The organism is Janibacter limosus NBRC 16128, assembly GCF_001570985.1.
GTDB lineage: Bacteria > Actinomycetota > Actinomycetes > Actinomycetales > Dermatophilaceae > Janibacter > Janibacter limosus.
The window spans coordinates 15,402-34,812 of the sequence record NZ_BCSS01000024.1 but is presented as its reverse complement, the minus strand read 5'-3'; the positions used below and the strand labels follow the sequence as shown (position 1 = coordinate 34,812).

Here is a 19,411-nt window from a genome sequence, read left to right as displayed (position 1 = left end):
GGTGGGTGAGGTCGGGTGTAGGGGGAGCGCTCCCCGTTCGACGCTGGCTGAGGAGGTCCGACCACGCTGGCTGAGGAGGTCGCTCAGCGACCGTCTCGAAGCCCCCGCCGCACGAGCGCCAAGGGCAGTGTCAGCATCGCGAGGACCGCCGTCACGGCCAGTGCCTTGGGGAAGCCGTGCCCGGCGGCGATCGCGCCCACCACGACGGACCCGAGGCCGGAGCCGAGGTCGAAACCGACATTCCAGATCGAGCTGGCCAGCCCGATGTGCCGGCGCGACACGGATGCGAAGGAGATGACGAGCGTGAGGTTCTGCAGGCCTCCGTAGGCGCTGCCGAGGAGGATCGCGCCGACGAGCAGCACGGGCACGGACTGCTCGTGGATGGCCCAGGCGATGCCGCCGACACCGATCACGGTCAGCAGGACGAAGGGGGCGAGGAACCGCTCCGCCCCGAACCGGTCCGCGACGCCGCCGATCCACCAGCGGAAGATCGCGGCGGTCAGCTCCATCAGGGCCAGCGCCGGGATGACGATGGCGGGGTTGCGCACCATCTGCGGGCCGAAGGTGAGGACTGCGCCGCCAGCGACCGTCACGCCGAGCAGCAGCAGCATCGGGCGCAGCAGGGTGAGGGCGGCACGCTGGGTGCTGGTCCCCGGCGCGGCACCAGGCGTCTCGCGATGTGCCGGGAAGGCGTCGACGACCCGGCCGAGCGCGAGCGCCGCGGGCACCCCGAGCAGGGGCAGTGCGCCGACGACGAAGACGACACTGAAGTTCACGGTCTCGGCGACCCACGAGCCGAGGGGGAGCAGCACGACCTGCGGGCCGGCGATCGCCAGACCGTAGGCACCGACCGCCTTGCCGCGCGTCTCGGGCGTCGACAGCTCGGCGACGGCCGCGCTGCCAGTGACCGTGAGGATGCCGAAGCCGACGCCGCGCACGACGGACAGGGACAGGACCGTGGCGAGCGAGTCGCTCGCGATGAAGCCGAGAGAGGGAGCGCCGAGGAGGATCAGGCCGGCCGCGAGTGTGGGGCCCCAGCCGAAGCGGCGCAGCATCGCCGGCACCGTGAACTGCGTGAGGACGGTGACCGCCAGCAGCACGCCGTTGACGAGGCCGGCGCCCCCTTCGTCAGCGCCGCCGTGCACCGCCCAGAGGGGAGCGACGGGCATGAGGACAGCGAATCCGCTGAACCCGAGGAAGGTCGCCCACAAGAGCGCGGGCATCCCCCGCGCGGTCCACACAGTGCTCACTGGGGGCAGTCTCCCACGTCACCGCTCCAGCAGATGATCAAGCAACTTGATCAATGAGGTGTAGCATCGGCGGGTGATGTCCCAGACTGACCCAGACCTCCCAGGACAGCTCCTCGACGCGCTGCGCCCGATCCAGCGTCGACTGCACGCCGAACGCACCCTGTCGGCTGGCAAGCTCGGCATCCTGCGGCACCTGTCCGAGGCCGATCGCGCCACGGCGGGAGAGCTGGCCAAGCGGCTGCACGTGAGCCCGCAGGCCATCTCGCTGTCGACCCGTGAGCTCGAGGATCTTGAGCTCATCGCGCGGGCCCGAGACGACGAGGACCGTCGGCGCATCTGGTTCGCGGTCACGCAGGCCGGTCGTGAGCGTTACGACCACGAGCACCGTGCCGGTCAGGTGTGGCTGGCGCAGGCCATCTCGCAGCGACTCTCCACCGCTGATGCACGGGCCCTCGCGGCGGCGATCCCGGCGCTGGCCAAGCTGGTCGACGAGGGCGCCGATGACTGAGCGCAGCTCCCGTCTCGTCCCTGCACTCGTCTACGCCGCACTGTGCACGGCCATCGTCAGCTCGCTGGGCATGCTGCTCGTGCCCTCGATCTCGCAGGCCTTCGACGTCTCCGTCAGTGCCGCACAGTGGATGCTCACGATCAACCTGGCCGTCGGTGCGATCGCGACACCCGTCATGGGGCGCCTCAGCGACGGTCCCCACAAGAAGCGGCTGCTCATCGTCTCGCTGCTGATCGTCCTCGCGGGTTCGGTCCTCGCCGCGGTGACGTCCTCCTTCGCCCTCTTCCTAATCGGCCGCGCCTTGCAAGGGCTCACCTACGGCATCGTCCCCGTGACGATCGCCATGGCCCGCAGATATGTCGACCCGTCGCGGGTGCAGTCCTCGATCTCCACGCTGTCCGTCACCGTGGCGTCGGGGATCGGCATCGGCTACCCGCTGACTGGCGTCATCGCCGGCGAGGCCAGCTATCGCTGGGCCTTCTGGTTCGCGTCGCTCTTCGTCCTGACCGGGATCGTCGTCGCGGTCAGGGTCATGCCGGACGGGCCGGACGAGCTGGCTCCGCGTACCCCCTTCGACCTCGGCGGAGCCGTGTTGCTCGGTCTGGGCCTGGGTGCCCTCCTGCTCGGCATCAGCGAAGGGGAGAAGTGGGGTTGGGCGAGCAGCGCCACCATCGGGGTGCTCGGCCTTGCCGTCCTCCTGCTGGCCGCGTGGGTGCGGGTGGAACTGTCCTCGCCCCACCCCCTGATCAACCTGCGCGTGCTGCGGACCACCGATGTCCTCCTGGCCAACGGCACGGCCATCGGCCTCGGCGCTGCCATGTACATCGCCCTGTCGGTGGGGAGCCTTGTCGCACAGGCTCCGGAGTCCACCGGCTACGGCATGGCGCTGCCGGTCCTGTGGGCCGGGTTCGTCATGTTTCCCCTGTCCGTCGGCAGCCTGGCCGCCAACCGGATCGTGCGCCGCATCGCCCACCGGATCAGTCTCACGGCGCTGCTGCCCACGGGGGCCGCGATGATCTCGCTGTCGTCGATCCTGCTGTGGGTCAGCCACACCGAGCTGTGGCTGCTGCTCATCGGCATGCTCGTGCTCGGGCTGGGCATGGGCGCCGCCTACGCGGCCATGCCGGCGCTCATCGCCCGCAGCGTGGCCGCGGACGAGCTCGGCAGCTCCGTGAGCTTCAACCAGGTGCTGCGCACCGTGGGCAGCTCCTTCGGTACCGCCTTCTCCGGAGCGATCCTCGCCGCCCACACGGCGCCGGCGGGCCATGCCACCGACACCGGCATCACGTTCGCCTTCGCCCTCGGCGCCGTCGTCTGCATCGCCGTCATGGTTGCCCTGCTGGTGCACGCGGTGGCCCACCGGACCCCGCTGCAGGGAGCGGTCTCCTGATCTGGCCGGGTGGTGCTCCGGCTCAGTCCTTGGTGAGCATGCTCCCGGTCTCGAGGAATCGCTGGTGCCAGCTGAGCGCCTCACCGAGCAGGTGCGGCGTGTGCACCGCGTCGGGCCGCGTGGCCTGCGCTCGCTCGACGTAGTCCAGGAGCGCCGGTCGGAAGGACGGGTCGGCGCAGTTGTTGATGATCCGTACCGCGCGGGCACGCGGCGAGAGCCCGCGCAGGTCGGCCAGCCCGTGCTCGCTGACGATGACCTGTACGTCGTGCTCGGTGTGGTCGACGTGGCTGGCCATCGGGACGAAGGCCGAGACCTTTCCCCCCTTCGCCGTGGAGGGTGTGAGGAAGAAGTTGAGGAAGGCATTGCGGGTGAAGTCGCCGCTGCCGCCGATGCCGTTCATGATCGCGCTGCCGGCGACGTGGGTGGAGTTGACGTTGCCGTAGATGTCGGCCTCGATCATGCCGTTCATCGCGATGACGCCGAGGCGCCGCACGAGCTCGGGGTGGTTGGAGATCTCCTCGCTGCGCAGCAGGATGCGGCCCTTGTAGCTGCTGATCGTGTCGAGGAATCGCTCGACCCCGACGTCCGAGAGACCGAAGGAGGTCGCGGACGCCGCGCGGACCGTCCCGCTGTCGAGCAGGTCGAGCAGCCCGTCCTGGATGACCTCGGTGAAGGCGATGAGGTCGGTGAACTCGCTGTCGTCCAACCCGGCGAGTACGGCATTGGCGACATTGCCGACTCCCGACTGCAGGGGCAGGAGCGAAGGGGGCATCCGTCCGGCCTTGACCTCGGCGCGCAGGAAGTCCACGACATGGTCGGCGATGGCCCGCGAGGTGTCGTCCGGCGGGCTGAAGGGGGAGTTGCGGTCCGGCCGGTCGGTCTCGACGACGGCCACGACCTTGGCCGGGTCGACCCGTAGGTAGGGGTCACCGATGCGCTGCATCGGGTCGGTCAGCTGGATCGGGCGACGGTCCGGCGGCAGGGCGGCGCCGTAGTAGACGTCGTGGAAGCCCTCGAACTCGCGCGGCTGCCAGTGGTTGACCTCGAGGATCACGCGGTCGGCCTGCTCCAGCCAGGTCTTGTTGTTGCCCACGGAGCTGCTCGGCACGAGCAGGCCATTGGGCAGGATCGCGGTGACCTCGACGACCGCGACATCGAGGTTGCCGTAGAAGCCGAACCACATGTGCGGCGCGGAGTGGCTGAGGTGGGCGTCGACATAGTCGACCTCGCCGGTGTTGATCAGCTTGCGCATCGTCGGATCGGAGTTGTACGGCAGCCGGCTGGACACGCCCCGTGCTTCCGCGAGCACGCCGTCCGCGTCGGGAGCCGTCGACGCCCCGGTCCACAGTCCGACGCGGAAGTCCTCGCCGCGATCGTGGGCAGCGACCATCCGGTCGTGCAGCGCGGTGGGGACGGCCTTGGGATAGCCGGCACCGGTGAAGCCGCTCATCCCGATGTTGTCGCCGGGGTGGATGTGCTCCGCCGCAGCCTCCGCGGTGGTGACGCGGGTGCTCAGGACCGGGCAGGTGATGCGGCTCATCCGGTCACCCTGTCAGACCACCTCTCGCGACTCACGACCCCTTGGGCCAGGTGTCGGCGACCGGTACGCCACCCTCGACGACCGGCTCGTCGGCGGGTGCCTTGTCGGCCCAGGAGTCCTGTGGCCGGTAGCCGAGCTCGAGCATCGTGTTGGTCATGCCCCAGCGACGGTTGGGGTTGTCGGAGATCGCGTAGTAGATCCCGAAGTCGGTCTCGGTCTCGATCGCGCGCCGCACGACCTGCGCGGCGTCGCGCTCGCTGAGCCACATGGCGTGCAGGACATCGACATCGGAGACGGTGGGGTCGCCGGAGACCCAGCCGATGCGCAGCGAGATGAAGGACAGGCCGAACTCGTCGTGGTAGTACTGGCCGATCGTCTCGCCGAAGACCTTGGAGACTCCGTAGAGGGAGTCGGCGCGGGGGAGGGCGTCGGGGTAGACGGGCCACTGCTCGAGCCGGTCGTACATGCCCATCGCGTGGTTGGAGGAGGCGTAGACGACCCTGCGGACCCCGGCGTCGCGGGCGGCCTCGAGGACATTGCGGGTGCCGATGATGTTGGCGTTGAGCACGGCGTCCCACGAGGCCTCGGGTGATGCAGCACCGGCCAGGTGGACGAGGGTGTCGATGCCGTCCATGATCCCCCGCACGGCGTCGTAGTCGACGAGATCGGCACCGAGGATCACCGGGTCCGCCTCCGGCTGGGCGGTCAGGTCATGGCCGGTGATGTCGTACTCGTCCTTGAGGCGCTGCGTGAGGATCGTGCCGACCCCGCCGGCCGCTCCGGTGATGAGGATGCGTCGCTTGTCCATGCCTCCCACTGTGCACCTCACCTGCGTCGCTGTCAGGTCCGCGAGGTCCGCTCGGCTGATGGTTGTGTGTTGAACAGGTAGCTCAGGGAGCCGGCGTCGCTCCTGGAGCGCTGCCGGCAGCCACGGCTACCGGTTCAACACACAACCATTGAGTAGCGAAGGGCGGGACCCCCGTGATCGGGAGTCCCGCCCTTCGTGCGTGCTCGGTTCGGCTCAGAGGTCGAAGTACATCTCGAACTCGTGCGGGTGGGGGCGCACCTGCAGCGGGAGCACCTCGTTCTCGTACTTCCAGGTGATCCAGGTGTCGATCAGGTCCTGGGTGAAGACATCGCCCTCGAGGAGGAACTCGTGGTCGGCCTCCAGGGCCTTGAGGACCTCGGGGAGCGAGGTCGGGACCTGCTCGATGGCGTCGTGCTCCTCCGGGGGGAGCTCGTAGAGGTCCTTGTCGACCGGCTCCGGGGGCTCGATGCGGTTCTTGATGCCGTCGAGGCCGGCCATCAGCTGCGCGGCGAAGCACAGGTACGGGTTGCTCGACGGGTCCGGGATGCGGAACTCGACGCGCTTGGCCTTGGGGGAGTTGCCCGCGATCGGGATGCGGATGCACGCGGAACGGTTGCGTGCCGAGTACACGAGGTTGATGGGGGCCTCGTAGCCCGGGACCAGCCGGTGGTAGCTGTTGGCCGTCGGGTTGGTGAAGGCGAGCAGCGCCGGGGCGTGCTTGAGCAGGCCACCGATGTACCAGCGGGCGATGTCGGACAGGCCGCCGTACCCCTGCTCGTCGTAGAAGAGGGGCTCGCCGTCCTTCCACAGGCTCTGGTGGGTGTGCATGCCGGAGCCGTTGTCACCGAAGACCGGCTTGGGCATGAAGGTCGCGGTGCGACCAGCGGCCCAGGAGGCGCTCTTGACGACGTACTTGAACTTCATCAGGTCGTCGCCGGAGGCGAGCAGCGTGTTGAAGCGGTAGTTGATCTCCTGCTGACCGGCGGAGCCGACCTCGTGGTGGCTGCGCTCGACGTTGAGACCGACCTCCTTCATCTTCAGGCAGATCTGGTCACGCAGGTCGGTGAAGTGGTCGACCGGCGGCACGGGGAAGTAACCGCCCTTCATGACCGTCTTGTAGCCCTGGTTGCCGCCCTCCTCCTTGCGACCGGTGTTCCACGAGGCCTCGACCGAGTCGATGAAGTAGTAGGAGCCCTGCGGCTGGCTGTCGAAGCGGATGTCGTCGAAGATGTGGAACTCGGCCTCGGCACCGAAGAACGCGGTGTCGGCGATGCCGGTCGACTTCAGGTAGGCCTCAGCCTTGGCCGCGACATTGCGCGGGTCGCGGCTGTACTGCTCACCCGTGAAGGGGTCGACGATCGAGAAGTTGATGATCAGCGTCTTTTCGACGCGGAAGGGGTCGATGAAGGCGGAGTCGATGTCCGGCACGAGCTTCATGTCGGACTCGTGGATGGCCTGGAAGCCACGGATCGAGGACCCGTCGAACATCTGGCCCTCGGTGAAGAAGTCCTCGTCGATCGACTCGGCCGGCACGTTGAAGTGCTGCATGACGCCGGGCAGGTCGCAGAAGCGAATGTCGACGAACTTGACGTCTTCGGCCTTGATGAACTCAAGAACCTCGTCAGGGGAGCTGAACAAACCATCCTCCTGGGGTGGGGCGGCGGGCCACTGTGACCTCCCGCTTCAACTGTTGATGATCAATCTAGGCACGCTCGGTTTCTCGACCATGACCCAGATGTTTCACCCGTGTTACACGGGACCGACGTCCCATTTGGTGAGCACGATCCTACTCAGCGGGAGGCTCGGGCGGTGGGAGCGTCCGCCGCGCGGCGACATAGGCTGCCCTGCGTGAGCAGCACTGCAGGCCGTCCCGCCCCGACCTCGCCCCTCGAAGGGAGCACCGCCCCCTTCGGCCGTCGTCTCATCGCCCTCGTCATCGACTGGGCCTCATGCCTGCTGATCGTCCACGGACTCATCGGTGCCGTGGCCGAGCTCAGCCCCGCGGCCTTCTCCTTCGCCCCGCTCGGGCTGCTCTTCCTGCTCAACCTCGTCGGCGTCACCCTGGGGGGCGCCACCTTTGGTCACCGGATCATGGGGTTGCGCGTCGTGCCGATGTACGGGGAGTGGGTCACCCCGCTGCGCGCCGCGATCCGCGCTGCACTGCTCTGTGTCTTCATCCCCGCGCTGATCGTCCTCGGCGACGACGGACGCGGGCTCCACGACCGGCTGGCCGGTACCCGCATCACGCGACCCTGACCGAAGGGGGCGCATCCCCCGGGCGGAAGGCGTACAGCGCGCGCAACCTCGCGTGCGTCAACGACCGGTAGGCCTGCGCCGCCGTGGCAGTGCGGCCGTCGGGCGCACAGGCCTCGAGCACTCCGTCGGCGACACGTCGCGCCGTGGCCGGTGTCGTCCACCCCTGCGCCGCCCGCAGGTCGAGGTGGGCGAGCAGGTTGCCCAGGTCCAGGGCCGGGTCGCCCGGCGCGAGCATGTCGACGTCGAGCATGCCCACCCGGTCACCGTCGACGAGCAGTTGCTTGTCGTGCAGGTCGCGGTGGATGAGCGCCGGCGTCGATGGCGGTCCGGCGGTCATGATGCGCGAGGCGGCATGCGCGATGTCGCGCTCGACGGCGATGGCCTCGCGAGGGGTGAGGGCGCGGTGGCCACGGGCCAGGTCCAACAGGTCGAGAGTCGCCTCGACCTCGGCTGAAGGACGGTGGGTGGTGGCCCCGTCGGGCACCGGCCCGGTGGCACCGTGCAGAGTGGCGACCGCGCGGCCCACACCTGCTGCCACGTCGTCGGTGACGTCACCGGTGAGCAGGTTGTGCAGGGTCGTGCCCGGCAGGGTGCTCAGGGCGATCGTGCCGGTCTCCTCGTCCCAGGCGGTGACATCGGGTGCGGTGAGCCCGGGGACCGCGGCGGCGGCACGCATCCGTCGCACGAGGTCGGCGGCGCGGCGGGAGCGCACGACCTTGGTCCACACGGTCTGCTGGTCGCCGTCGGTGGCGCGCACGACGGCGCGCCGCTCGGGCCGGTGGACGACGAGCTCCGCTCCGGCGGCAACGAGCGGAGCCAGTGCCGTGAGACGACGGTCGGCCCCACCGTGCTGCAGCACGAGGTGCCCACCGAGCCGCTCGACCTGGCCGGGAGCGACCTGCTCGGTGGCGGTCATGATCCGCGCGGCCTCACCGGCGTCGGCGATCCACTGGCCGATGACCCGGTGGCCGACCACGTCCCGCAGGTCGAGGTGCAGTCGGTCTGCGCGCGGGTGGGCGCGCACGAGCGTCAGTCCCCGGTCGCCGACCTCGGCCAAGACCCGGCCGAAGGGGGTCATGCCGCCACCTGCTGGCTCGCGAGGGTGCCGGCGAGCAGCACCAGATCGCTGGTCACCCGAGGCCAGTCCGGCAGGCCGGAGCGGAAGGGCTCGCCGGCCCGGGAGAGCAGCGCCAGCGCGGTACGAGGCCCGAGGTCGTCGGTGTACCCGGCGACCCACGTGGCCGCGTGGCCAGCGAGGAGAGGGTCGCGCAGACGGTCCATCAGTCGCGTCGCACCGCCGGGTCCGCCCTCGGGCAGTGCGGTCGACGCAGCAGCCGCAAGGAGGCTCGCGATGTCGTCGAGAGGGTTGCCCAGTCGCACCCGATCGAGGTCGATGATGCCGAGCGAGTGGCCGTCGGCGACGACCTGGTCGAGCGAGAAGTCGCCATGGATGACGGCTCCCGGCCCGGCGCGTAGGGCGCGCTGCGCGGTCTCGGCGACGGCGCGCACCTCCTGGGGCAACCCACCGAGGGCCGGAGCGAGACGGTCCACGGGGTCGGCCGTCACGCCTGCGACGTCGATCTCGCGGACCGGTGCGCTCGCGTGCAGCCCTCCGAGGCAGGCGCCGAGGCGTCGGAGCGCGGCGGCGTGCACCCGCTCGTCGAGCACGCTGCCGGGCAGGTGTTCGAGGGCGATGAGCCCGTGGCGGTGGGAGCCGAGGACGCGGGGGAGTCGCACGGCGTCGACGGTGCCGAGGAGTCCGTGGGCAGCGAGGGCTGCGTCGTACTCCCTTCGGCCATAAGCGCGCAGGACCACCTGCCGGTCTGTGCTCGCGAGCGGGACTCGACCCACCCAGCGGCGAGCAGGCTTGTGCGCCAGCGTGACCGGCGTCGCGTCGACAGGTACCTCGTGGCTCAGGCGGGCGAGCCACGGACCCAGCCGCTCGCTGCGGACGAGGCGCTGCAGCGCGGTGAGTCGGCGGTCGGCCATCGCGTCGACGACGAGCAGCCCCCGGGCGGGGTCGTCGAGGAGCACGTCCTCGGTCGCGACGTGCAGGAGGGCCTTGGCGCGCTTCTCCGGTCCGGCGCCTCCCCACGCGTGGGCGATCGCCGCGCGGCCACCGACGTCGACCAGGGAGATGGCGCTCGTGCCGGGTTTGTAGCGCAGGTAGCTGCGTGTCACCGGCTGACCGAGCCGCTCGGTCAGCACGGTGTCATCGAGCAGGGCACGCAACCCGGGTAGTCCGGTGTCGTGCGCGGCGAGCATCCCGTGGGCCTCAGTTGAGCGCATGCTCTGCACCGTCCTTCGTCACCGAGCTGCTGGCCCGCAGCTCCTCGGTGTCGTGCGATCCGGCCAGGACGCCGGCGAGCTCGTCCTCGTGCCGGGCGAGCACCTCGTCCGGTCGACCTGAGTCGACGATGCGTCCGCCGTCGACCCACACGAGGCGGTCCGCGGAGCGGGCGGACTCGAGGTCGTGGGTGATGATGATCGTCGTCCGGTCGCGGGTGAGTCGGTCGAGCGCTGCGGTGACCTCGACCTCGGTCTCGCCGTCCAGCCCGGTCGTGGCCTCGTCGAGGATGATGACCGGCGCGTCCCGGACCACGGCGCGGGCGATCGCGATCCGCTGCCGCTGGCCACCGGAGAGGGTGGTGCCCCGTTCCGACACGACCGTCTCGTAGGCCTGGGGCAGGGCGGTGATGAACTCGTGCGCACCTGCGACGCGAGCGGCTGCCTCGACCTGCTGGTCGCTCACCTGACCGGCACCCTCCCTGGCGCCCATGGCGATGTTGTCGCGGATGCTCGTCGCAAAGAGCAGGCTCTCCTGGAGAACCACCGCGACCTGGCTGCGCACGTCGTGGACGGTGAGGTCCTGCACGTCCCAACCATCGAGCCGCACCGATCCGGAGTCCGGGTCGTGCATGCGCATCAGCAGCCCGGCGAGCGAGGACTTGCCGGCGCCCGAGGGCCCGGCGATGGCGACCCGCTGCCCGGGCGTGATGCGCAGGTCGATCCCACGCAGCACCGGGTGTCCGGGGACATAGGAGAACCACACGTCGGACAGCTCGACGTGACCGGTGACGCGGCGCCCGGATCGGGCCCACGAGGCGTCCCGCACGGTCGGCTCGGTCTCGAGGAGGTCGACGACGCGCTCGGCGGACGCGGCGGCCTGGGCGATGCGGCCGGTGTACTTCGCCAGGTCGCGCATCGGCTTGAAGGCCGCCTTGAGGTAGGTGACGAAGACGACGAGCTCGCCGGGGGTCAGCGCGCCGGCCAGCACGCGCTGGGCTCCGACGAAGAGGACGATGGCCGTCGCGAGGCCGACCAGCACGTCGGTGGAGCGCTCGAGCCCCGCGGACAGCTTTTTGGCCTGGACGCCGTCCTTGAGGGTCTTGACATTGTCGGAGGCGAAGCGGGACTGCATCTCGTCCTCGAGCGTGTAGGCCTGGACGACCTTCATCGACCCGAGGGTCTCGGTCGCGAGGGTGGCCAGCTGCCCCTCCGCCTTGCGCTGCTTGCGCGAGACGGTGTGGATCTTGCTGGTCGCCGAGCGTCCCGTGAGGAGGAAGACGGGGAAGACGACGAGCATGCACAGCGCGAGCTGCCAGTCGAGGACGAAGACGACGACGAGCATCACCGCGAGCGTCAGCAGGTTGCCCAGGAGCGGCAGCGCGGCGGTGACCGCGACCTCCTTGAGTCGGCCGACGTCACTCGTGATGCGCTGGACGAGGTCGCCGGTGCGCGCCTTGTCGTGGAAGGTCATGGAGAGCCGCTGCAGGTGGGCGAAGGCGTCAGCACGCACCGAGGTGAGCAAGCGGTTGCCCGCGAGCGCGAAGCAGACCGTCATCGCGTAGCTCGCGGCGGCGCGCACGAGGACGACGACGAGCAGGCCGAGGCAGGCCAGGACGAGCACCTGCTGGAGGTCGGCCGGCTGCTCCTGGTTGATGTCCGCCCCGAGGTGGCCGATGACGCCGTCGATGACGAACTTCATCGGCCAGGGCTCGAGGAGTCGCATGATGACCTCGAGGGCCATCGCGGCGCCGCCCCCGGCGATGAGCGTGCGCTGGTGGCGCAGGTGCGGTCGCACGTGCGGGAGCAGGCGCTTCAGCCCCGGGATCGCCTCGCGGAGGTCCTTGGGCTTCTTCTTCTTGCGCAGTGCGGCCTCGCTCATGCGATCCGTCCGAGCAAGTCGTCGGCGAGGCTCCTCGTCGGGGTGGGCACGGTGGCGAGGATGCGCGACACGACGAGGCTCCAGTCGTGGCGCGACTCGGCGGCGCGGCGGCCCATCTGCCCGAGCTCGGCCCGCTGGTGGGGGGCACTGCGCAGCCCGGCCAGGGCGGCGGCTAGCTCGGTGGCGTCACCGGGCGTGACGAGCACCCCCAGGGCACCACCGTCCAGGATCTCGGCGCACGGGCCGATGTCGCTCGCCACGACGGGCAGTCCCGCGGCGAGGTACTCGTAGAGCTTCAGCGGGGAGAAGTAGAAGTCCGGGAGCTGGGGGTAGGGCGCGACCGCGATGTCCATCGCCGCGAGCTGCGCGGGCATCTCCTGCGGCGCGACCGCCCCGACGAGGTCGACCCTGTGGGCGATGCCGAGCTCGTCGGCCTGCGCGGCGAGGGCTGCGTACTGCGGGCCATGGCCGACGAGCCGCAGACGGGTGCTCTCGTCGGTGCGCGCCAGCCGCGTGAAGGCCTCGAGCAGCACCTCGAGGCCGTGCCAGGGCTTGAGCGTGCCGACGAACCCGATGACGAAGGGGGAGCCCGCACCCTTCGTCGAGGGCCGGATGAAGCGGGTGTCCACGCCATTGGGGACCACGTGGACCTCATGGTTGTGGGTACGGGCTGTCACCCAGCGGGCGACGGGCGCCGAGACGGTGATGACCGAGCCGGCGGCGTCGAAGGCGCGGGTGGCGACGGCCTCGGCCCCGGCGCGGTCGGCGAGGACGCGGTGCTCCGACTGCTCGTCGATGAGCGGGGCGTTGACCTCGAGCACGCTGGCGACCGCATGGTCCTGCGCCCACGTCATCGCGGCGTCGGACCACAGGGAGTAGCGCTCGTAGACCAGGTCCACCGGGGCATCGTGGTGCAGCCGGGCGAGGACGTCGGCGGCTGCGCGAGCGGACTGCTGGGCGGACTGCTCACGCCCGAGACCTGGGGAGCCCTCGATCGTGGGCAGCTCGTGGACGACGACACCGTCGAGGTCACGCGGCAGGTCTCCGCCGATGCGGGCTGCGACGAGGTGGACCTCGGCGCCGCGCCGGCGCAGCTCGCGGACGACGGCCTGGACATGCACCGAGGCGCCCTTGCTCCCGAAGACCGGGATGCCCGGGTCGGTGCAGACGTAGGCGATGCGGTTCATGCCACCTCACGCTCCTCGGCCGCGACCGGGCGAGCCCGAGAGGCGATCCCCTCGCGGAAGATCCCCTGGAGGCTGATCGCGTGGTCACGGAAGTCGAAATCCGCCTCGAGGAGCGCGCGAGCAGCGCGGGCGCGCGCGGCGGCCGCCTGTGGTTCATCGAGGGTGCGGGCCAGAGCCGCGGCGAGAGCCTGTGGGTCGGACTCGGGCACGAGCAGCCCGGTCTCCTCGTGGCGGATGATCTCGGGGATGCCGGTCACCGGGGTCGAGAGCGACGGCGTGCCGAGCGCGAGCGCCTCCAGCAGGACGGTCGGCAGACCGTCCCGGTTGCCGTCGGCGCCGATGATGCAGGGCGCAGCGAAGACGTCGGCGGCAGCGACGATCTCGCGCACCTGCGACTGCGGTAGTGCCCCGTGCATCGTCACGACGTCGCCGAGGCCCAGCTGCTCGACCTGACCGCGCAGCGCCGCCTCCAATGGGCCGGTGCCGACGAGGTCGACCTGCACGTCGCGGCCGTCGTCGACGAGCGAACGCACGGCGGTGAGCAGGTCGGCGAAGCCCTTCTTCTCGACCAGCCGGCCCACGGCGGCGACGCGTGCGGGATGGCTCGTCTCTCCCTTCGCCTCGAAGGGGAAGGCCTCCAGGTCGATGCTGTTGTAGAGCCGGACCACGTGGTCGGCGTCGGCGCCGAACTCGCGCTGCAGGTGGCGCAGGTTGTACTCGCTGACGGTGACCGTCGTGTGCGCCTCCCGCAGCGTCTTCGCGAGCGTGGCAGGCACGACGTCCTCGTGGAAGATGTCCTTGGCGTGGGCGGTGAAGGAGTAGGTGATCCCGGCCAGTCGGGCGGCCAGGCGGGCGACCTCGGCGGCGATCGATCCGAAGTGCGCGTGCAGGTGCTCCAGGCCGGAGCGGCGGATCGCGCCGGCGAGCTCGACGGCGGCCAGCGCCTCGTCCTCCGGCGCCGCGAGCAGCTCGTCGAGGTGCTCGTCGATCGTCGGCACCTCCGTGGCTGCGGCGCGCAGCGCGCTCCAGAAGCTGCTCGCCTTGTGCTCGCGGGAGAGGTAGGTGACGGGCGCCTGGACGCGGGCGAGGGCCTCGTGGAAGCGGCCGTCGATCGGCAGGCGCAGCGAGAAGATCTCGACGTGGGTGCCGGCGGCCTCCTGCTGGAGGACCTCGTGGACGATGAAGGTCTCGGAGAAGCGGGGGTACATCTTCAGGACGTACCCGACGCGGGGGGTCGTGGTGGTCATCAGCTGGCCAGCTCCTGGGTGTCGTCAGCGGGTGCCGGTCGGCGGAGGAGACCGGCGAGGACGGTGGGGACGCGGCACAGCCCGTCGAGGGCGATGACGCCGCGACGGTGCGGTCGGGGGGTCGTCACGGCGGTGGCGAGCCAGTCGCCCAGGGTGGACGGGGCGACGAGGTCGGGGTGTGTCGAGTCGATGAGCCCGAGCGCGACGAGCCGCTCGGCGCGCACGAGCTGCTCCTGCCGAGGACGCACCCTCGGCACGATGAGCGCCGGGACGTCCTCGGTGAGCACCTCGCACACCGTGTTGTAGCCGCCCATGGAGACGACGGCCTCGGCGCCACCGATGAGCTCGATCGTGGTGGAGACGAACCCGCGGATCACCAAGTCGCTGCGCTCGGCGGCGATCTCCTGCAGACGGAAGCGCAGCGAGGGCTGCATGTAGGGGCCGGTGACGATGACGCCGGTGTGGCCGTCCGGGTAGGTGGCGCGGGCGAAGGCGAGCGCCGTGTCGTAGCCGTCCTGTCCGCCGCCGACCATGCACAGCACGTAGGGGCGGGGGATCGGACCGCGGCGCGGCTCGTCACGGGGGGCGACCAGTCCCTCGGAGCGACCCTCGGCGAGATAGCCGGTGTAGCGGATGCGGTCGGCGACGGCGTCCGGCAGGTCGTAGTCGGCGGCGACGTCGACGACGGACCGGTCGCCGTAGACCCACACCTCGTCGTAGTGCTCCGTGATCGCCTCGGTCGTGCCGGCCGAGCGCCACTCACGGATCGCGGTCAGCGGGTCGTCGAGGATGTCGCGCAGCCCGAGGACGACGCGGGGGCGGCGCCCGGTCGTGTGGCCGGTGATCTCCCTGAGGGCCTCGAGGCCCTGCTCGAGCTCACCGTCGAGGCCGCGAGCGACCTTGTCGACGACCACCGCGTCGGGACGGAAGGCCCGCAACGCCGTCGTGATGACGTCAGAGCGCAGGGCGAGCAGCGAGCCGAGGTCCATGGCGAAGGTCGCGGCGGCGTACCCACCGTCGCTGTCCTTTGCCACGGTCGGCACCGTGATGACCTCGGTGTTGGGTGGCAGAGGGAGCGAGGTCGCCTGGGGCGCCCCGGTGAGGATGAGCACGTCTGTCCGCGGCTCCGCGGCGACCATGGCAGCGGCAAGCGCGATGTTGCGCCGGATGTGCCCGAGTCCCTGGGTGTCGTGGGAGTAGAAGGCGATGCGGCGCCGCGATGTCGTGTTCACCCGAGTAAGACTGGGTGCTGCACGTGAGGCGGATGTGAAGCCCACATGAGGAAGTCCTCATGTGGGCCCCACCCGGCGCAGGGACGGACGGATGGGGTGGGGCTCAGCCGCGGAAGAAGCTCTCCGCCACGCGGGTCAGGTCGTACAGGTCGCTCGTGCCGGCCAGCTCGCGAGCCGAGTGCATCGACAGGATCGGGATGCCGACGTCGACGGTGCGGATGCCCAGCCGGGTCGCGGTGATCGGCCCGATGGTGGAGCCGCACGGCACCGTGTTGTTGGAGACGAACTCCTGGCTCGTCACGCCCGCTGCCTCGCACCAGCCGTGCCACGCGGCGGCCCCGACCCCATCGGTGGCGTAGCGCTGGTTGGCGTTGATCTTCAGGATCGGTCCCGAGCCGAGCACCGGTCGCACCCGGGGGTCGTGCTTGCCCGCGTAGTTGGGGTGCACGGAGTGGCCGACATCGCTCGAGACGCACCACGAGGACGCCAGCGCGCGCATCCGCTCGCCCCGGTCGGCGCCGAGGGCCAGTCCGATGCGTTCGAGCACGTCCTCGAGGAAGGGGCCTGCTGCACCCGAGCGGGTCGCCGACCCGATCTCCTCGTGGTCGAAGACGGCGAGCACCGGGATGTGGTCGGCCTCGAGGTCGCTGCCGATGGCCGTCATGGCGACGGTCCCGGCATGCACGGACGCGAGGTCGTCGAGACGACCCGCGGCGAAGAAGGCGTCGTCGCGACCGAAGACGGCGCCCCGGGCGGCGTCGGCGGTGACGAGGTCGTAGCCGCGGATGCGTGCGGCGTCGACGGAGGCAGAGCCAGCGAGCTCGGCCAGCAGGTCGGCCGACTCGGGGGCACCGAGCCCCCACACCGGCTGGGTGTGCGCCTGCTTGTCGAGGGCGAAGCGCTCGTTGGCCTCACGGTCGAGGTGGATCGCCAGCTGCGGCAGCCGCAGCAGCGGACCGGAGTCGGCGAGCACCTCGGTGCCGTCGTCGAGGACCAGCCGGCCGGCCAGACGCAGCTCACGATCGAGCCAGGAGTTCAGCAGCGGGCCGCCGTAGACCTCGACGCCAGCCTGCAGCCAGCCGAGGCGCCCGGTCGTCGGCTGCGGCTTGAGCTTGAACCCGGGGGAGTCGGTGTGGGCGCCGAAGACCCGCACGGGCGTGGTCGTCGTCGCCGCGCTCGGGACGACCCACGCGATGAGGGCGCCGTCACGCACGACGAGGTAGTGGCCCGGCTCCTGCGGCCAGGTCTGCGTCTCGTCGAGTGCGGTGAAGCCCGCGTCCTGCAGGCGGCGAGCAACCTCCGTCGCTGCGTGGTAGCTCGAGGGGGAGGCGTCGACGAAGGCGGCGAGGTCCTCGGCGTGGGCGATCGGTGCAGCAGGCAGGACGGCTCTCCTCGACGAGGCGTGGGTGGGGGCTGGTGCCTCAGCGGCCGCGCTGGGCGGCGCGGCTGGCGCGAGCACGGCTCGGGTCGACGCCGGCAGGGACGCCCTGGCGCAGACCCGGAAGGGACTTCAGCCGCTTGTTGACGACCGACATCTCCTCCTTGGACAGCTCAGGCTTGAGCTTGGTCAGCGTCATCCGGATCTTGCGCGGAGCCAGCTCGCCCTCGCCGGAGCCGACGATGTAGGTGTGGACCGGGACGCCGGGGGCGACGCGCTTGACCTTCTTGGACTCCTTGGCGAAGAGCTTGTCGACGCGGTGCTTGGGACCCTCGCCGAGCAGCACGACGCCGGGGCGACCCAGGGCGCGGAAGACGACGGCTGCGGTGTTGATCTCGCTCGGCTTGGTCGCGTCGGCGGCCACCGGCTCCTGGTCGTAGTACCAGCCGCGACGCAGCGCCGACAGGCCGCCGATGGAGGCGCCGCGCTGGCCCTCCATCTGCTTGAAGGCAGCCCGCTCACCACGGCGGGAGAGCACGATCATCGCGGCGAGCGCGGCGAAGGGGATCGAGATGAGCAGCGAGGCGATGACGTGGCCCATGAGCAGACCGATCAGCGTGCCGACCCCGAGCACCACGACGAAGCCGAGCAGCATCCACAGGGTCACCTGTGGGTCGATCGCCTTGATCGTCTTGTAGACGCTGGCGATCCGCTTGAACGGGTTTTCGCGCTTGGGCTTGACGGGCTTGTCGCTCTTGCTGGCCATGAGGGGAGAGTCTAGTTCCTTCTGCGTCGGGGTCGGTCAGCCGTCGGTGCCGGTGGCCGGCTGGTCGAGCAGCGCCTGGGCGTGGGCCTTGGCCACCAGGGAGGAGGCCTCCTGGCGGGCGGGCTCGTCGATGGCGGCCTCGAGATGCGAGAGGTGCTCGGGGATCGGGCGACCCCACTTGCGCATGGCGGTCGCGTACAGGCGACCGGCGCGGTAGCTGGAGCGGACGAGCGGACCGGACATGACGCCCTTGAAGCCGATGTCCTCGGCGAGGTCGCTCCAGTGGACGAACTCCTCCGGCTTGACCCACCGGTCGATCGGGTGGTGCAGCTTGGAGGGACGCAGGTACTGGGTGATCGTGAGGATGTCGCAGCCGGCCTCGTGGAGGTCGCGGATGGCCTCCTCGATCTCGTGGTCCTCCTCGCCCATCCCGAGGATGAGGTTGGACTTGGTCACGAGCTCGGCCTCGCGGGCCATCGACAGGACCTTGAGCGACTTCTCGTAGGTGAAGGCGGGGCGGATCTTGCGGAAGATCCGCGGGACCGTCTCGAGGTTGTGGGCGAAGACCTCGGGGCGCGCGTCGAAGACCTGACCGACGAGCTCGGGCTTGGCGCCGAAGTCGGGCGGGAGGATCTCGACGCCGGTGTTGGGGTTCATCGCGTGGATCTGGCGGATCGTCTCGGCGTAGAGGCCGGCAGCACCGTCGGGCTGGTCGTCGCGGGCGACGCCGGTGACGGTGGAGTAGCGCAGACCCATCTCGAGGACGGACTCGGCCACGCGGCGCGGCTCGTCCATGTCGAGGAAGGTCGGGCGACCGGTCGCGATGTCGCAGAAGTCGCAGCGACGGGTGCACACGTCACCACCGATGAGGAAGGTGGCCTCGCGGTCCTCCCAGCACTCGAAGATGTTGGGGCAGCCCGCCTCCTGGCACACCGTGTGCAGGCCGGCGCCACTGACGCGGCCGCGCATCTGGTTGTACTCGGGGCCCATCTTTGCCGTGGTCCGGATCCACTCCGGCTTCCGCTCGATCGGGGTCTCGGCATTGCGTGCCTCGACACGCAACATGCGACGTCCTTCGGGTGCGACGGTCACGCAACTCTCCTGGCAACTCTCGGTGATCCGGTGGTGTCCGGAGTCACTCAAGCCTACGCCGCTCCCCGCAGGGGACGAAGGGGGGCGACGGGCACCCCCTTCGTCACTACGATCGAGGGACGGGCAGCGCTGCCCGTGACGCACTACGGGAGGTCGGGATGTCGCAATCACCAGTCCATCAGATGAGCCGGGACGAGTGCTGGGAGCTCTTGCGCAGCAATGAGTTCGGGCGCCTGGCCTTCCACCTGACGGGGGAGGTGCACATCGTGCCGCTCAACTACGCGACCGACCGTGAGGTCCTGCTGTTTCGCACCTCCCAGGGCAACAAGCTGCTGGGGGTCGTCATGCAGTCCGACGTGGCCTTCGAGATCGACGGGTACGCCCAGGACGAGGCGTGGTCGGTGATCGTGCGCGGGGACGCGCGGGTGCTGGAGAAGAGGGACGATCGCGAGCGCGCCGAGGCCTCGCGGCTGCGGTCGTGGATCCCGACCGACAAGGAGGTCTTCGTCGAGATCATCCCGGAGGAGATCACCGGGCGGCGCTTCGACCTGGACAAGCCGTGGGAGCACGCCATCCCGGTGCGCTGACC

Annotated in this window: 17 protein-coding genes; 4 read left to right on the top strand and 13 right to left on the bottom strand. The window is 70.4% G+C overall.

All coding sequences use genetic code 11. From position 1 onward, the window contains the following. Window positions 1-83: 83 nt before the first annotated feature. The gene (locus tag JLI01S_RS10290; RefSeq protein ID WP_245634584.1) at window positions 84-1,250 is read right to left on the bottom strand and encodes an MFS transporter; all 1,167 of its coding nucleotides are present in this window, start codon (window positions 1,248-1,250) and stop codon (window positions 84-86) included. 76 nt (window positions 1,251-1,326) lie between these two features. Here JLI01S_RS10290 and JLI01S_RS10285 point away from each other — a divergent pair, with 76 nt between their 5' ends. Next, window positions 1,327-1,758, top strand: a complete 432-nt coding sequence (locus JLI01S_RS10285) for a MarR family transcriptional regulator (RefSeq protein WP_068264137.1) — start codon at window positions 1,327-1,329, stop codon at window positions 1,756-1,758. Next, the gene (locus JLI01S_RS10280; protein ID WP_068264135.1) at window positions 1,751-3,148 is read left to right on the top strand and encodes an MFS transporter; all 1,398 of its coding nucleotides are present in this window, start codon (window positions 1,751-1,753) and stop codon (window positions 3,146-3,148) included. Before JLI01S_RS10285 ends, JLI01S_RS10280 begins: the two co-directional genes overlap by 8 nt. Before the next feature lie 22 nt (window positions 3,149-3,170). On the opposite strand, the gene scpC is transcribed toward JLI01S_RS10280, so the two are convergent. The 3 genes from scpC to glnA form a co-directional block, all read right to left on the bottom strand. Beyond that, entirely contained in the window at window positions 3,171-4,688 is a 1,518-nt protein-coding gene (scpC, locus tag JLI01S_RS10275; RefSeq protein ID WP_068264133.1) for a succinyl-CoA:acetate CoA-transferase ScpC, read from the bottom strand. A gap of 31 nt (window positions 4,689-4,719) precedes the next feature. Then, window positions 4,720-5,496, bottom strand: a complete 777-nt coding sequence (locus JLI01S_RS10270; RefSeq protein WP_068264131.1) for an NAD-dependent epimerase/dehydratase family protein — start codon at window positions 5,494-5,496, stop codon at window positions 4,720-4,722. A 213-nt stretch (window positions 5,497-5,709) separates the two neighbouring features. Then, a complete protein-coding gene (glnA, locus tag JLI01S_RS10265; RefSeq protein WP_068264128.1) occupies window positions 5,710-7,134 on the bottom strand; it encodes a type I glutamate--ammonia ligase in 1,425 nt (474 codons plus the stop codon). A 210-nt stretch (window positions 7,135-7,344) separates the two neighbouring features. Here glnA and JLI01S_RS10260 point away from each other — a divergent pair, with 210 nt between their 5' ends. Next, entirely contained in the window at window positions 7,345-7,752 is a 408-nt protein-coding gene (locus JLI01S_RS10260; protein ID WP_068264126.1) for an RDD family protein, read from the top strand. Here JLI01S_RS10260 and JLI01S_RS10255 read toward each other — a convergent pair. From JLI01S_RS10255 to lipA, 9 genes are all read right to left on the bottom strand, one after another. Continuing rightward, the gene (locus tag JLI01S_RS10255; RefSeq protein ID WP_068264124.1) at window positions 7,739-8,830 is read right to left on the bottom strand and encodes an aminoglycoside phosphotransferase family protein; all 1,092 of its coding nucleotides are present in this window, start codon (window positions 8,828-8,830) and stop codon (window positions 7,739-7,741) included. The two genes, JLI01S_RS10260 and JLI01S_RS10255, sit on opposite strands and share 14 nt — an antisense overlap. Next, entirely contained in the window at window positions 8,827-10,041 is a 1,215-nt protein-coding gene (locus tag JLI01S_RS10250) for a phosphotransferase (RefSeq protein ID WP_084349356.1), read from the bottom strand. Before JLI01S_RS10250 ends, JLI01S_RS10255 begins: the two co-directional genes overlap by 4 nt. Beyond that, on the bottom strand, window positions 10,028-11,920 hold the full coding sequence (locus JLI01S_RS10245) for an ABC transporter ATP-binding protein (protein ID WP_084349355.1): 1,893 nt from the start codon (window positions 11,918-11,920) through the stop codon (window positions 10,028-10,030). Before JLI01S_RS10245 ends, JLI01S_RS10250 begins: the two co-directional genes overlap by 14 nt. After that, window positions 11,917-13,107, bottom strand: a complete 1,191-nt coding sequence (locus tag JLI01S_RS10240) for a glycosyltransferase family 4 protein (protein WP_068264120.1) — start codon at window positions 13,105-13,107, stop codon at window positions 11,917-11,919. The genes JLI01S_RS10245 and JLI01S_RS10240 overlap by 4 nt, the downstream gene beginning before the upstream one ends. Further along, window positions 13,104-14,354: a glycosyltransferase gene (locus JLI01S_RS10235; RefSeq protein ID WP_068264118.1), complete on the bottom strand. Its 1,251-nt coding sequence runs from the start codon at window positions 14,352-14,354 to the stop codon at window positions 13,104-13,106. Before JLI01S_RS10235 ends, JLI01S_RS10240 begins: the two co-directional genes overlap by 4 nt. Further along, on the bottom strand, window positions 14,354-15,586 hold the full coding sequence (locus tag JLI01S_RS10230; RefSeq protein ID WP_068264116.1) for a glycosyltransferase family protein: 1,233 nt from the start codon (window positions 15,584-15,586) through the stop codon (window positions 14,354-14,356). Before JLI01S_RS10230 ends, JLI01S_RS10235 begins: the two co-directional genes overlap by 1 nt. A 103-nt stretch (window positions 15,587-15,689) precedes the next feature. Beyond that, on the bottom strand, window positions 15,690-16,967 hold the full coding sequence (locus JLI01S_RS10225; RefSeq protein WP_068264170.1) for a M18 family aminopeptidase: 1,278 nt from the start codon (window positions 16,965-16,967) through the stop codon (window positions 15,690-15,692). 40 nt (window positions 16,968-17,007) lie between these two features. Then, window positions 17,008-17,730 carry a DUF4191 domain-containing protein gene (locus JLI01S_RS10220; protein WP_068264114.1) on the bottom strand — a complete coding sequence of 241 codons (723 nt, stop codon included), beginning with the start codon at window positions 17,728-17,730 and terminating at the stop codon, window positions 17,008-17,010. A gap of 36 nt (window positions 17,731-17,766) precedes the next feature. Further along, on the bottom strand, window positions 17,767-18,822 hold the full coding sequence (gene lipA / locus JLI01S_RS10215; RefSeq protein ID WP_068264112.1) for a lipoyl synthase: 1,056 nt from the start codon (window positions 18,820-18,822) through the stop codon (window positions 17,767-17,769). Window positions 18,823-19,004: 182 nt separating this feature from the next. On the opposite strand from lipA, the gene JLI01S_RS10210 reads away from it, so the two are divergent. After that, complete coding sequence (locus tag JLI01S_RS10210; protein WP_245634583.1) at window positions 19,005-19,409, top strand: pyridoxamine 5'-phosphate oxidase family protein; 405 nt, start codon at window positions 19,005-19,007, stop codon at window positions 19,407-19,409. Window positions 19,410-19,411: the final 2 nt, after the last annotated feature.

Bases quoted from the DNA above. Each gene is read 5' to 3' on its own strand.
- JLI01S_RS10285 (WP_068264137.1), top strand. From the start codon at position 1,327: ATGTCCCAGACTGACCCAGACCTCCCAGGACAGCTCCTCGACGCGCTG.
- JLI01S_RS10255 (WP_068264124.1), bottom strand. From the start codon at position 8,830: ATGACCCCCTTCGGCCGGGTCTTGGCCGAGGTCGGCGACCGGGGACTG.
- JLI01S_RS10245 (WP_084349355.1), bottom strand. From the start codon at position 11,920: ATGAGCGAGGCCGCACTGCGCAAGAAGAAGAAGCCCAAGGACCTCCGC.
- JLI01S_RS10250 (WP_084349356.1), bottom strand. From the start codon at position 10,041: ATGCGCTCAACTGAGGCCCACGGGATGCTCGCCGCGCACGACACCGGA.
- JLI01S_RS10220 (WP_068264114.1), bottom strand. From the start codon at position 17,730: ATGGCCAGCAAGAGCGACAAGCCCGTCAAGCCCAAGCGCGAAAACCCG.
- JLI01S_RS10210 (WP_245634583.1), top strand. From the start codon at position 19,005: ATGAGCCGGGACGAGTGCTGGGAGCTCTTGCGCAGCAATGAGTTCGGG.
- JLI01S_RS10280 (WP_068264135.1), top strand. From the start codon at position 1,751: ATGACTGAGCGCAGCTCCCGTCTCGTCCCTGCACTCGTCTACGCCGCA.
- JLI01S_RS10270 (WP_068264131.1), bottom strand. From the start codon at position 5,496: ATGGACAAGCGACGCATCCTCATCACCGGAGCGGCCGGCGGGGTCGGC.
- scpC (WP_068264133.1), bottom strand. From the start codon at position 4,688: ATGAGCCGCATCACCTGCCCGGTCCTGAGCACCCGCGTCACCACCGCG.
- JLI01S_RS10235 (WP_068264118.1), bottom strand. From the start codon at position 14,354: ATGACCACCACGACCCCCCGCGTCGGGTACGTCCTGAAGATGTACCCC.
- JLI01S_RS10240 (WP_068264120.1), bottom strand. From the start codon at position 13,107: ATGAACCGCATCGCCTACGTCTGCACCGACCCGGGCATCCCGGTCTTC.